This window comes from Clostridium saccharoperbutylacetonicum N1-4(HMT), assembly GCF_000340885.1.
GTDB lineage: Bacteria > Bacillota > Clostridia > Clostridiales > Clostridiaceae > Clostridium > Clostridium saccharoperbutylacetonicum.
Window position 1 is genome coordinate 3,337,694 of record NC_020291.1, and the last position, 13,824, is coordinate 3,351,517.

Genomic DNA, 13,824 nt, shown 5'->3' on the forward strand with positions numbered 1-13,824 from the left:
TATGGCAAAGAAAAATAGTAGAAATACAGATATTTTAAGTGAAAGTAAAAATACAACTTCACCTAAAGTATATTCATTATTAGTTGATTTAGTAAATGAAAATAAAGATGACTTAGCAGAAGATGTTTTAAAAATAGATTACTTACTAACATATACGAGTAATTGCATTAAGGATAAAGATTTTAAGGAAGCAAAAAGTACAATAAAGATGGCAAAAGCAAGAATGGATAAATTAATAGAGAATAAAGTTAATATTGAATATTTACAATATCTTTATGATGGAATTAATGCAAAAATAAAATAAAAAAACATTATTATGTTATAATGTTATAGACTTCATCATTTTATGTGAAGATTAAATTAATATGAAAAGTGAGTAGTTTAAATGAGATTTGAAAAGTTAGAAAAAACAATTAATAAATTGGATAATGATATTGATGCTTTAAAAAGAGTTAAACAATACTTATCGAATAAAGATGAAATTAATGAAATAACTGATTTATTAAATAAGGAACGTCAAGTATATGCAGATGAATTATATTTAGGTGATGGAATAGCTTACCTAGAATGTGTAAATATAATTCGAGATTTGTTAAATAAAGAATTATATAAAGATGAGCAAGTTAGTCTTTTAGAAGATATAAAAGAAATTCACGGAAGAAAATCACCAAATGTAAGTAAAAAAAGCCATGGGCTTAACGCTTGGCTTAAATTCTTAGATGTAAATTGTGATTGGATAGAGAATAAAAATAGTGATTGGTCAACATTAATCTTGAGAAGCATTAATCCTAAAATTAATAATTAAGCACTGGATTAATTGGTTTAGACTGAAATCTCTTAGTTCCATCAAAAATAGGCTGATGAATTAAGTGTGATATATAACTAAATTTCATCAGCTCATAATAATCAATTAGACTTTCAAGAAATTTATAAGCGTTTTAGCAGCAATGGATAAATCTGTAGAATTTTTGTAAATGACAGTTATATATCTTGAAGGAATTGGTGTTCTTAGTGGTAGTTCAACAAGAAGTCTATTTTGCAAATCTGTAAGAGAAAATTCTCTTATAACCGACGTTATTCCAAGATCTAATTTTGCACCTTCAACTAAGAAGTCCATATTGCTAGCTTCAATATCTGGAGTAATGCTTAAATTTTGAGATATTAAATAATTATCAATGTATTCCCTGGTTGAATTAGGACTTTCTAATAACATAAAGGAACCTTTTTTAAAAATATCATCAGTAGATGATATTTTTATTTTTTTTATATAATTATTGCTAGCAACGAAAATATCATGTATTTCTTTGATTTTAATAAATTCTAATTCCAAATTATTAGATGTGGTTGCAATTATGCCTAAATCTAATTTTCCTTCCTCTACAAGTTTTATTGTATCTAAAGTAGGTTTATTAATTATCTTAATCTTAAAAGCAGAATATTGTTTTGAAAACTCCTGAAATTTAGGTAAGAAATAACTTTTTCCTATAGTTGTACTAACTCCTAAATTAATATTTCCCATCTCTTTATTTTTTAATCTTTCTAAAATGTGCTCACCTAATGAAAATTGGTCGAAGGCTATTTTTATATGTTCAAATAATACTTGTCCTTCTGGCGTTAAAGTTACGCCTTTGGAACTTCTAGAAAAAAGACTAATTTTAAGAGAGTTTTCTAAGGTGCGGATAGATTTGCTTACAGCCGGTTGAGAAACATAAAGAACCTCAGCAGCACGTGATATATTTTTACATTTTGCAACTATGAAAAATACTTTATAAAGATTTAAATCAATACTCATATCATAACTCCTGTTTATAGTATTCATAACTAATATATATTTCAATTATATCTAAAAACATTATACAATGTAAATACGAAAAGGAATTATTGAATGTATAAGATTCAAGAAAGGAAGAAGTTGTTATGAAAATAGGAATAATAGGAATGGGAGCAATAGGCGAATATATTAGTTCAATGCTTTCTAAAAACAATGAAGAGGTTTATGTAATTGCAAAAGGAGAAGCTTTAAAAAAATTAAAGAAGGATGGAATAGTTTTAGATAATAATGAAAATGAAAAATTATCAGTATTTCCAACTTTAATTACAGATAATGCAGAAGAAGCTGGAATCATGGATATCGTATTTATTTGTGTAAAAGGTTATTCATTAAAAGCTGCTGCAAAGGCTATAGAGAAAATGGTACATGAACATACTCTGGTCATTCCTATTGTTAATGGTGTCGATATTGGATACAAATTATTTTCTTACTTAAGAAAAGGTAAAATATTAGATGCAGCAATGTATACTAGTTCAAAAGTTGTAAATGATAGAAAAGAAATAATTAAGAGTAATAAAATAGTTATATCCACGAACAAAAACCGTCCTGTTTATAAAATATATTTAGAATTGATTTATAATGTTTTAACGAAAGCAGGTATAATTTGTGAAATAAAAAAAGATGTTGAAGTTTTTGCATGGAATAAATATGTTTTCAACTGTGCATTTAATATAACAGATTCATATTATGACGTTGGAGTAAAAGGTATATTAGAGGATAAAATGAAATTTGAAACATTTTGTAATGTTGCAAAAGAATGCGAAGAAGTAGGTCGATCAAAGGGAATAAAACTTGCTGAGAATATATATGAAGTTTCAATTGAAACTTTAAAAAAGTTATCAAAAAAGAGTATCAGCTCTATGCATAGAGATGTGATTTCAGGCAGAAAATTTGAATTAGAACTGTTTTGTGGTGACTTATGTCGTATGGGAAAAGCGGTAGGAGTGCCAACCCCATATACACAAAAAGCTTATGAAAAACTTAAAATTTTACAAGCAGCTAATTAATATGGTTTTGAAATATAGGTAATAATTTTACCTATATTTTTTTCTATATTTCAACATTTTCATAATACATGAACTAAGAAATAAATTATTAATAAGGTAAGAAATATAAAATTCTTATGTATATTGTTATAAATTGTCTTTGTGCACAAAAAATATATCTTATTGTTTTACATATCTATAATTAGGTATCGGAATAAATTTAGAATATTAAACATAGTATATTTTAGAGTAACTGAAGGAGGAATAAGAGATGAATTATTTACTTAATAAACTAAATGCTACTTTTAGGGATAAAAAAGCCTATTTTTTTATTGTATTAATAATGTTTTGTTTAGGAATATCCTTTGGACTTTATACTGTAAAATATATGGGGACATCGGATAAAAGAGATTTAACTAATTATTTTTCTAGTTTTGCTAATTCCATTGGCAGTCAACCTACTAATTATGGGAATTTACTATTTGAAGTCATAAAGAAAAATATATTACTAATTATACCTATATTTTTATTAGGTTTAACATTTTTTGGAGCCCCGGTTATATTGATTTTAGATTTACTAAAAGGTTTTACATTAGGGTATACTTTTTCTTTTATTGTTATAACTTTTGAAGGAAAAGGTCTTGGACTAGCCTTGGCATCTGTTATTCCTCAAAACTTAATATATATTCCCTGTTATATAGCATTGAGTGTTATCAGTTTATCCATGTCAACAGAAAAATTCAAAGGAAAATTTATTAAACGAGTAAAGATTCAAAGTCAATTTTTTGATGGTGTTTTTTCTAAGTTAATTGTAATCATAATACTTTTTGCAATTGGTATATTAATTGAAACTTATGTTTCACCATCTTTAATACGATTTGTGGCACAAAAATTCTATTTATAAAATACGCACATAACGATAACTAAAGGAAATTTGACAAATATGTCAAATAATATTCATAATCAATGGTATAGGAGATAGTAATGATAAATTGTATAAATAATTATAAAAATTATTTGTTTGATAGTGGGAAAAGTGAGAATACAATATATGCATATGTAACTGATGTAAGCCTTTATCTTAAATTCTTAACTAAAAAGGATTTAGATTTGTACAGTAGTGATAAGTTAACAGTAATGTCATATATTGATAATTTAATCAATCAGGGAAAATCAGAAAGATCTATAAATAGAATTGTAATTAGTCTTAGAAATTTCTATTCATATTTAAAAAATGAAACATTAATAAAAGAAGTCCCTAAAATTGAATATAAAAGTACTAAGAATAATAGAAAATTGCCGCAAATCTTAACAGTTGAAGAAGTTGACAAAATAATTAGAATCGTTGAAAAGGATTGTTCTAAAGGGATACGGGATAATGCATTATTAGAACTTATGTATGCTACTGGAATGAAAGTTTCTGAATTAATTTCAGTGAATGTTGAAGATGTTAACCTTGATTTAAATTTTGTAAGATGCACTGACAACAGACATTTTGAAAGGCTTATCCCAATTGGAAGGAGTGCTTGTAAAGCCCTAGAAGAATATTTAAGTATAAGATATAAAATTGCACAATGTGGAGTAGCTAATCTTTTTGTAAATTTAAATGGAAATAAACTTACTAGACAAGGTATTTGGAGAATTGTAAAAGAGTATTCAAGAAAAGCTGGAATAGATAAAGATGTAAATTTAAATACTTTCAGGCATTCTTTTGCAGTTCATTTACTTCAAAATGGAGCAAATGTACGAGCAGTTCAAAAGTTGCTTGGTAATCAAGTCTTAACTTATATGGATACCTATTATGAGATTATTAATAATGATAAGATAAATTATATTTATATGCATACCCACCCAAGAGCTTAATTTTAATCATAATCTTAAAGTATTAAATAAATAGTACTCAATATAATATTTTTTTATTACCAGCTATTTGCCACCTATATTCTTAAGTAGGTGGCAATTTTTATTGTGAGTAAAATATATGCACACAATAAAAAAGCCAACAACTAATGTTCTATCAGAACATAATTAATTATAAATTAATAGTTTGAACTTGGTTGTATCACGATAGAGTAATTCCACCAAACACTTGCTGCTTTTACTAAATTTGCTGATAAGTAGTATCTATCTTTCCCTTTTTCTTGTCCATCGTTATATTGTTCATCCCAATTATTTGGATCATAAACTTCAAAATAAGTTTTTCCATCTACAACTCTATAACCCTTTACTACAATGAAATGTCCACCATCATAACTATAGAATCGTCCTACTCTTTGTTCACTATTTTTATTATAAGGTATGTAAGACATTTTAACACATAGTATAGCTATGTTACCTTTTTTTAATTCACTTTTTAAAAGATTTTCTGTAACATTTTGTTTAACGGCATATGTTTTTACGTTATTTAAATCAAGGAAGTTTGTAACATCGTTTGTATACCACCAACCATCATTTTCAGGATAAGTGTTTCTTGCAGCTTCAACAGTTCCAATGAAATTAGGCTTAAGCCACTTAAGTGCCATCACAGTACTAGTTGGACCGCAATTATTATTTGAATCTTGACCTGTGTGTCCTTGATCTATATACCAATCATAGGATTTGTTATTACTAACATATTCGGTTTGTTTTGAACCTAATCCCCAGCTAGTATTTAATGCTTGTCCATTATTTCCATTTAAATTTGATACTGTAGTGTTAGATTTCCCAGTGTTTGGGTTTAATGTTTTAGCTTGTGCAGCTGTAGTGTTTCCAATTACTAATGTTGAAAATACTAATGCTGTAGCAATAAAACGAGATATTATATTTTTTTTCATGATTTTCCCCTTTCAAAAACAATATTAATTAATTTTTGTTGAATGTATTTTTATACAAAACCTCCTTTTAATTTCTAATTTTATATTATTTTGGCGAAATGTAAAGTATAATTACCTTAAATGTATAAATTTTGGTATTAAAAGAAGTCTTTTAAATAAATAATGGATATGTGTCATAATTTTATGTAGATCTTATGATGTGAAAATCTTTTATTGTTAGATAATTATCCTATTTTATATAGATAAAATATTGAAAAAAGTATTATTAATAATTATAATAATAAGTAACTTATAATACTTTATTTATTGATTTTTCTATTTTATTAAATATTTGACTATGGAGTCTAATTTCTATACTTATAGGTATATTAATTGGGCTTTTTTTATATTATTTTTTAAAGACTAAATAATTGTTATTGATGATTTATTTCACAAAGTATTAATATACCGTGAATGAAAATAATGTATAAAAGGAGAGAGTTATGATTAAAAAAATTGCAATATACGAAAATAATTTGGGAGAAATAACTGATTTAAGTGCAAATGGATTTGTTAGAATTTATTCTAAGAATAATGATAAATGGAGTGTAGAAGAAGAAACATCAGTAGAGATTTTTAATTTAGATGAAAATATACTTTTAAATACTTTAAATCTTTCAGAGGCTTTGAATAATTGTAAAGTTTTTGTTTCAAAAGAAATACCTGATTTAATTCATGAAATGCTTAATAACTTTGGGATCAGTATATGGAAAATGGAAGGAAAGCAAAATGAAATTCTTGAATATGTTTCTAAAAAAGAAGAGGAAGAGGAAGAAGAAATTAAATTTATAATAACTTCAAAATATAATGAAAAAAGGCGTACTATTTATCCAAAGGAGATTGGCAAAAAAGGATATTATATTTTAAGTTTAAAAGAAATACAAAAACACAACACTGGGACCACAACTAAACAGGCCTTGAGACCTTTTTTAAATAATAATAACTTTAATGAATTAATTGTAATTTGCAGTCATATTCCCAATTGGTTAGAACCTGAATTGAAAACACAAAATTTGAATTATGAATTTTCAAAAACAGGACAAAACGATTATATTATCTTAATTAATCATAATAATTAAGATATATAAGAAGATAATTACAAGGTTAATTATAGATTTTAACTTTAAATTATAGAATATTACAAATTAAGAAAGGAGGAAATCTGATGGAATATATAGAAAATACCAGTTTAAATAAAATAAATATTAGTTCCTTTTCTGAAATCATTTCAAATAATTTAAATATAGATAGTGATATAATAAAAAATTATATTTTTGCGAATATAAGTCTTGGTATAGCTAAAAGGAATGATATAAAAGAAGAGATTGATAAACTATACTCTGATACACTTCAAAGGTATCACAATATAATTATTAATCCTGCAAGTGCTGATAATATCATTATTAGTCAAGGAACTCTTCAACATGAGATATCTGCAAGAAAAGTTTTAGGAATACTATTGGAAGCTGAATATGAAGTTAACCTAAGAAATAAATTACTTAAGCTCCTTAGAAAATACTATCCTATTATATATACAACTGTAAAAAAACATGATAAAGAAAAATTAAAAAATAAATATATGAAAATGGATATTTTAACAAGAAATATAGAAGCTAAATTTGATGCAGCCCTTTATTTATATTTTGCAGTGTATATATCACCTGAAAAGGTAGATCAAGGGTTTGTAATGTCTATTTTAAATGATATAGAGGAGTTTGAATTTGGAAATTTAATCAATCAAGATGTTGAAAATGAGCTGAAGAAATATAAAATTCAAATACAAGAAATTAAAACATTAATTAAAAATAAATATGGAAAATTCTTTAGTTACAAAGATATTTTAAGCCATAGAAATGAGGATATTCATAATTTGGGAGACTTTATGGATGACTTGTTTATATCTAATAAAATAAATATAAATCACACCTTTGTTGAATCTGAATTTATTGATATTGATAAAATAATTTTATCTTATATAAGGGGAAGTAAAAATAAGAAACAAGATTTAATTATGCCTAGTATTGTAAGTGGCATATTTATACAATCTCTTATTAATGAATACAAAAATACAAGACAAAGATATATAGAAAATAATGGGGAAGTAAAGCAATGTGAATTAGATGATATAAAAGCTAAGTTAAATTATATTGAAAAAGAAAATGATACTTTAAAAGTTGAAGTTGCAGACTTAATCAAAGAGAAATTAGTTTACGAAAAAAATTTGAATAATGAACTAAAAAAACTCAACAATCTTCACAAGCAAGAAATTAAAACTATGGAAAATAGAATTGCAACACTTGAAAATAAATTAAAGGAAGAAAAGAATCTTAGGTTGGAATTAGAGTCTTTCCAAGAATATCAATATAATTCTATAGATAATTCTGAAAAAATTCATATATATAACGAGCTAGAGGAATATATTAATAATAGGAAAATTATTATAATTGGTGGGGATAAAGAATGGAGAAGACGATTTAGAATAAAGTATCCAAGAATAAGAACTTTAAATGGATTTAATGAAAACTTTGATATTGCAACACTGAATAATTCTGATTACATATTTTTTTATACAAAATATATGAACCATTCAACCTTCTATAAAGCTATGAATTATATTAAATTCAATAAATGTAAATTCGGATATATAGGAAAAACAAATATAAACCTTGTAGAACATGAAATAATAGAAAATATAAATAAATGCGAATATGTTAAATTTGAATAAAAATTTTTCAAAAATATAGATATCCAAAACGAGAATTAAACTTATGCAACAATTACCGAAATCAGATACATTTATCTTCCACATGACTAGTGAAATTTTCGCTGGAAGGTTCTAAGTGGAAGGTTGCACCCATTTCTGCATGTTCCTAAAGTAAATTTATGACAAGCAGAAAATGGAACAACCTTCCACTAACAACCATCAATAGCTCAATTTCATATGCCTGCTTCCAGAAAAATGTATATGATTTCTAGTGTAGTGTTACGGCTATAATTTCTCAATGATTCATGTATATTCCATTTGTAAGTTTGATTATTGAATTGGATATCTATAGAGTCTTTTGAAAATTAATTTTTATTTTTTCAGAATATATAGAAAATTGATGAAATATTAGCAAAATTAATTGAAATATGGATTAAATATACTTATAATTAAAATAATAGAAATTACATTTGAGGAGGAGTATTATGAAGTTAAGTGCAAGAAATCAATTCGCTGGAAAAGTGGTAGAAATCAAGGAAGGAGCAGTAAATGCATCTGTAAAAATAGAAATAGCTAAAGATATAGTTATTTCATCTACTATATCAATGGAGGCTGTAAAAGAATTAAATTTAAAAGTTGGTTCAGATGCTACTGCAGTCATTAAAGCTACATCAGTTATGGTAATGGCTTAAGCAACTTTTGATGAAATATGAACATAAAAAAAGTAATGAAGAATTCTTCAGAAATCCTTCATTACTTTTTTGCTATATAATCTATACAGTGGTTATTTAAAAATAAAATAAACTATCTTTAGGAAAAGTTAACGAGATTATTTCATTTATGCAATATTTCATATACTTTTTTTCAAGTTTATATTCAATTTGACTTGAAGAAGGAACCAATTTATTCTTCAAAAATAGAGTGAATTCAAAGGGGTTTTCTATTATGTTTTCAATAACAAAAGAAAAAGTATTTTCTAATTTCTCACCATTGTAAACCTCTAGATCATGTGCGCGTATACAAAGGTATTGTACATTGTCAAGAACCTCATCAGCTGTTACAAATTCATATCCCCAATCTTCAGTGTAAATAGTATATGTACCTGTCTTCTTAGCTTTAGAAATGTTTTTGCAACCTGTTAAAGTTGCTTCAGAAAGTGTTTTGGGGCGTTTAAATAAAGCTTTCTTTTCTCTTTTTTCTAACGATTTTCCATTTTCATATACAATGATATCGTCACAAACTCTATATGCTTCAGCTATATCATGAGTCACAAAAATAACATTGCCTTTATAGCTTTTTAATATAGACAATAATTCTTTTTCTAAATTGTTTCTAAGATGTTGATCCAGTGCTGAAAAAGGTTCATCTAAAAGCAAAGTATCAGGATTAGTGATTAGTGCTCTAGCTAAAGCTACTCTTTGCTGTTGTCCTCCAGATAGTTGCCAGGGATAATGCTTTTCTAATCCAGAAATTCCTAAGCGTTCTATATACTCTTTACATACAGCTTTTTTTTCTTTATCCTGTAAACTAGAAATACCAGCTTCAATATTATCTATTATATTCATATGAGGAAATAAAGCATAATTTTGAAATAAGTAACCAACTTTTCTTTTTTGTGGGCATAAATTTATTCTTTTTTCTGAGTCAAAAAAAGTTGAATCATTAATAATAATTTTTCCCTTTGATGGAGTAACTAGACCTGAAATACATTTTAAGGTCATGCTTTTGCCACAGCCGGAGGCTCCTAAAAAACCTAGAATTCCTCTTTCATGCTTAAAGTTTACGTTTAACTTGAAAGAAGAAAATTCCTTTTCAACATCTATGTATAATGACATATTTATGACCTTCTTCCCATTAGTTTAAGTTGAATCTCTGACCAATAATTCATTAATAATATTAATATCAGTGATAATAATACAATTATTATAACCCAAAGCAATGCTTTTTCCATATCTCCACCTTCAGCTGCAAAAAAGATGGCAAGTGGCATGGTTTGAGTCTTACCAGGAATATTCCCAGCTATCATTAATGTAGCACCAAATTCACCAATAGCTCTAGCAAAAGATAGAACTAGTCCTCCAATTATACCTGGCATTGCTAATGGAATAGCTATTTTATAAAATATTTTAAATTCGTTAAGACCTAGAGTCCTAGCAGCAGAAATTATATTTATATCTATTTGCTCAAAAGCAGCACGTGTAGTTCTGTACATCATTGGGAATGATACAACTATTGCTGCAATTACTGTAGCACTCCAGCTGAAGATTATTGAAGTGTTAAAAAGTTCTAATAGCTTTCCTATTGGACCATTTTTTCCAAAAAGTAATAGCAAAAAGAATCCTACGACAGTTGGAGGAAGAATTAAAGGCAAGGTGAAAAGTCCATCTATTATTCCTTTAGCTTTTCCATTGAAATTTGCCATCCAATAAGAAATTAAAATTCCTACAAAGAATGTTATCATAGTTGAAAGAATAGCTGTTTTTACTGAAATCCATAAAGGTGCATAATCCATATTAAGTCCTCCTTAAAAAGTAATTAAAGAATAGGTGAATTTATAGATAATAAGGCACATTTGGAAAATTAACAACCTTGTCCAGATTATAATTTTTCTAATGTGCCCAATTGCATTTGCTGAAATTGTCAACTATCAAAATTCAATTGTGAACTGATAATTGTATACGGTTAAGCTATACCATAACCATATTTTTCAAAGATCTTTTTGCATGTGTCAGTAAATAGAAAGTCCTCAAATGATTTTGCTGCATCAGCATTTTTACTAGCCTTAATTATTCCGATCGGGTATGTAATTGGTGAGTGCTTGTCATCAGGAACTGTTTCAATAATTTTTGCATCCTTACTACTTAGTGCATCACTTTTATAAACAAAACCTATATCAGCATTTCCGGAAGTAGACCAGGCAAGTACTTCTTTTACATCCTTTGCAAATACAAGTTTTGATGTTATTGCATCTTTTATACCAAGCTTAGTAAATACTTCATCTGCATATTGTCCAGCAGGTACACTCTTAGGTTCACCCACAGCAATCTTTTTGACCTTATCGGTATTTAAATCTGCTAATCCAGTTAATTTAGTATCTTTTGGTCCAACAAGTACTAAATCATTTTTAACTAAATCCTTCTTGGTATTCTCAAGAAGTAAAGATTTACTATCTAAAGCTTTCATTTGACTTTGGCCTGCTGAAATAAAGATATCACAAGGAGCTCCTTGTTCAATTTGTTGTTGAAGAGAACCTGAAGCACCAAAATTAACTGTTAAGGTTACATTGGGTTTAACCTTTTTAAATTCAGTTTGAATATCAGTCATTGCTTCTTTTAAGCTAGCAGCAGCAGATATGTTTAATTCAATAGCTTTTTCAGTAGATGCTGTATCCTTAGGTGCAGAAGGGGAATCTTTTTGTGTGCCACATGAAATAATTGATACGGATAGAATAATTGTCATTAATGTTGAAAATATAATATTTTTTTTCATAAAACAAAACCTCACATTCATATTTATAAATTTGATTAATTGTAATGTTTAGATATGTTTAGTCTATTTATGCTTGTTTTTGCTCGATGATATAGTTTTTATTATACTAACATTAAATTTGAAAAAATGCAATACGATAGGAAAAGAGTATTTTTATGTCTTGACAAAATATATTATAATATGGTTATATAAAGTTATAGTAATGTTAGTTATGTTTTTTAGCATCTCAAAGATGAGTGTACAGGAATGTATAGGATTTTTTGGGGTGTTTTTTATTTGCTTAAAGACGTTCATGTTATAGTTGAGTTTTCATTGTTGAAAGGAGTTGATAAGGTTGAAATTTATTACATTTTCCGGACCGCCATCATCTGGTAAAACTTCAGTAATTTTAAAAGTTATCGCTAGTCTAAAAAACGATAATGATCGTTTCGGGGTGGTAAAATTTGATTGTCTTACAACTTATGACGATATACTTTATAATAAGGCAGGCGTTGAAGTGTTAGTTGGACTATCAGGAAATTTATGCCCAGATCATTTTTATATTAGCAATATTAATGAATGTATAAAATATGCAATTGATAAACATCTAGATGTGTTGATAAGTGAAAGTGCAGGATTATGTAATAGATGTTCTCCTCACATAAAAGATATTTTAGCAGTATGTGTTATTGATAGTCTTTCTGGAATTAATACACCCAAAAAAATCGGACCTATGCTGAAATTTGCAGATATAATAGTCATTACAAAAGGAGATATAGTATCTCAAGCGGAAAGAGAAGTTTTTACTTTTATGGTGAAAGAGACAAATCCTAATGCTAAAATTTTATATGTCAATGGATTAACAGGACAAGGTGCGTATGAATTAAGCATGTGCTTAAAAGAAACAAATGACATAGAAACTCTTGAAGGTAGAAAACTTAGATTTACAATGCCTTCGGCATTATGTTCTTATTGCCTTGGTGAAACTATGATAGGTAACGATTATCAAACTGGAAATGTTAAAAAAATGAGTTTTAATGAAAAGAAAAATTCTAATAGCATAATAAATAATATAACAATGGCAAATAATAACGACGCACTTGTAGAAAATAATAACGTTATTATTAAAACAATATCAATTTTAGGTGGACATGATAAAAATGGATGTAAAGAAGAAGTTAATTTAACTATTAATTCAGGTGAGATTATATGCATAGTAGGGTCTACTGGATCTGGTAAAAGCAGATTACTCGAAGATATAGAGTGTATTGCAAGCGGTGACACACCTACAGGTAGAATTGTAAAAATATTTGGAGAAAATTTATATTCAGGCAAGTTGGTTGCTCAGCTTTCTCAAAACATGAATTTTGTAATGGATGTAACTGTTAAGGAATTCATAAAAATTCATGCAAAGAGCAGAAGGGTTAAGGGAATTGATGAGGTTACAAAAAAAATCATCTACCATGCAAATGCACTTGCAGGTGAAAAATTTGATGAATGCACTTCTGTAACTGCATTGAGTGGAGGCCAATCAAGAGCATTAATGATTGCAGATACTGCATTTTTAAGTACTTCTCCAATAGTGCTTATTGATGAAATAGAAAATGCAGGAGTTGATAGAAGTAAAGCTTTGAAGTTATTGGTTAAAGAAGGGAAGATAGTCTTTGTTTCCACCCATGATCCTATTTTGGCATTGCTTGGTGATAAGAGACTAGTAATTAAAAATGGTGCAATAAATAAAGTTATTACTACAAGTGAAAAAGAAAAAGAAAATTTGAAAATTATTAAAAGATTTGATAATAAAATGCTCGAAATCAGAAATTCTTTAAGATATGGGGAATTAATAGATTGGAATATGGAAAAATATTTCACATAGGCATAATTAAATTAAGAATAATGATTAAGATTCTTAATTTTCTAAAGAAAAACATAAATAGAAAAAAATGTTGTTGCAGGTTATATTTTCTGTAAAGTATAATTAAA

14 protein-coding genes are annotated in these 13,824 nt (G+C 27.0%); 9 read left to right on the top strand and 5 right to left on the bottom strand.

Annotated features, from left to right (window positions below; translation table 11 throughout):
• The first annotated feature begins 1 nt into the window (after position 1).
• Both CSPA_RS14880 and CSPA_RS14885 read left to right on the top strand, forming a co-directional pair.
• Positions 2 to 304 carry a hypothetical protein gene (locus tag CSPA_RS14880; RefSeq protein ID WP_015393136.1) on the top strand — a complete coding sequence of 101 codons (303 nt, stop codon included), beginning with the start codon at positions 2 to 4 and terminating at the stop codon, positions 302 to 304.
• A gap of 81 nt (positions 305 to 385) precedes the next feature.
• Positions 386 to 805 (top strand): hypothetical protein, encoded by a 420-nt coding sequence (locus tag CSPA_RS14885; RefSeq protein WP_015393137.1) that lies wholly within the window; start codon positions 386 to 388, stop codon positions 803 to 805.
• A gap of 105 nt (positions 806 to 910) precedes the next feature.
• Here CSPA_RS14885 and CSPA_RS14890 read toward each other — a convergent pair whose 3' ends face one another.
• Entirely contained in the window at positions 911 to 1,792 is an 882-nt protein-coding gene (locus tag CSPA_RS14890; protein ID WP_015393138.1) for a LysR family transcriptional regulator, read from the bottom strand.
• Between the two features lie 125 nt (positions 1,793 to 1,917).
• Here CSPA_RS14890 and CSPA_RS14895 point away from each other — a divergent pair, with 125 nt between their 5' ends.
• The 3 genes from CSPA_RS14895 to CSPA_RS14905 all read left to right on the top strand — a co-directional run bounded on the left by CSPA_RS14895 (position 1,918) and on the right by CSPA_RS14905 (position 4,680).
• Positions 1,918 to 2,838 (top strand): ketopantoate reductase family protein, encoded by a 921-nt coding sequence (locus CSPA_RS14895; RefSeq protein WP_015393139.1) that lies wholly within the window; start codon positions 1,918 to 1,920, stop codon positions 2,836 to 2,838.
• Between the two features lie 250 nt (positions 2,839 to 3,088).
• Positions 3,089 to 3,721: a stage II sporulation protein M gene (spoIIM, locus tag CSPA_RS14900; protein ID WP_015393140.1), complete on the top strand. Its 633-nt coding sequence runs from the start codon at positions 3,089 to 3,091 to the stop codon at positions 3,719 to 3,721.
• 80 nt (positions 3,722 to 3,801) lie between these two features.
• On the top strand, positions 3,802 to 4,680 hold the full coding sequence (locus tag CSPA_RS14905; protein WP_015393141.1) for a tyrosine-type recombinase/integrase: 879 nt from the start codon (positions 3,802 to 3,804) through the stop codon (positions 4,678 to 4,680).
• Between the two features lie 176 nt (positions 4,681 to 4,856).
• Here the strand turns inward: CSPA_RS14905 and CSPA_RS14910 are convergent, their stop codons facing one another.
• Complete coding sequence (locus CSPA_RS14910) at positions 4,857 to 5,630, bottom strand: C39 family peptidase (RefSeq protein ID WP_015393142.1); 774 nt, start codon at positions 5,628 to 5,630, stop codon at positions 4,857 to 4,859.
• A 482-nt stretch (positions 5,631 to 6,112) separates the two neighbouring features.
• Here CSPA_RS14910 and CSPA_RS14915 point away from each other — a divergent pair, with 482 nt between their 5' ends.
• From CSPA_RS14915 to CSPA_RS14925, 3 genes are all read left to right on the top strand, one after another.
• A complete protein-coding gene (locus tag CSPA_RS14915) occupies positions 6,113 to 6,748 on the top strand; it encodes a Fe-only nitrogenase accessory AnfO family protein (protein ID WP_015393143.1) in 636 nt (211 codons plus the stop codon).
• 86 nt (positions 6,749 to 6,834) lie between these two features.
• Complete coding sequence (locus CSPA_RS14920) at positions 6,835 to 8,394, top strand: hypothetical protein (RefSeq protein WP_015393144.1); 1,560 nt, start codon at positions 6,835 to 6,837, stop codon at positions 8,392 to 8,394.
• A gap of 464 nt (positions 8,395 to 8,858) precedes the next feature.
• Complete coding sequence (locus tag CSPA_RS14925) at positions 8,859 to 9,065, top strand: TOBE domain-containing protein (RefSeq protein WP_015393145.1); 207 nt, start codon at positions 8,859 to 8,861, stop codon at positions 9,063 to 9,065.
• 96 nt (positions 9,066 to 9,161) lie between these two features.
• Here CSPA_RS14925 and CSPA_RS14930 read toward each other — a convergent pair whose 3' ends face one another.
• The 3 genes from CSPA_RS14930 to modA all read right to left on the bottom strand — a co-directional run bounded on the left by CSPA_RS14930 (position 9,162) and on the right by modA (position 11,862).
• Positions 9,162 to 10,208, bottom strand: coding sequence for a sulfate/molybdate ABC transporter ATP-binding protein (locus CSPA_RS14930; protein WP_015393146.1), 1,047 nt, complete (start codon positions 10,206 to 10,208; stop codon positions 9,162 to 9,164).
• A gap of 2 nt (positions 10,209 to 10,210) precedes the next feature.
• Positions 10,211 to 10,885: a molybdate ABC transporter permease subunit gene (modB, locus tag CSPA_RS14935; protein ID WP_015393147.1), complete on the bottom strand. Its 675-nt coding sequence runs from the start codon at positions 10,883 to 10,885 to the stop codon at positions 10,211 to 10,213.
• A gap of 170 nt (positions 10,886 to 11,055) precedes the next feature.
• Positions 11,056 to 11,862 carry a molybdate ABC transporter substrate-binding protein gene (modA, locus tag CSPA_RS14940; RefSeq protein ID WP_015393148.1) on the bottom strand — a complete coding sequence of 269 codons (807 nt, stop codon included), beginning with the start codon at positions 11,860 to 11,862 and terminating at the stop codon, positions 11,056 to 11,058.
• Positions 11,863 to 12,196: 334 nt separating this feature from the next.
• Here modA and CSPA_RS14945 point away from each other — a divergent pair, with 334 nt between their 5' ends.
• Entirely contained in the window at positions 12,197 to 13,717 is a 1,521-nt protein-coding gene (locus tag CSPA_RS14945) for an ATP-binding cassette domain-containing protein (protein ID WP_015393149.1), read from the top strand.
• Positions 13,718 to 13,824: the final 107 nt, after the last annotated feature.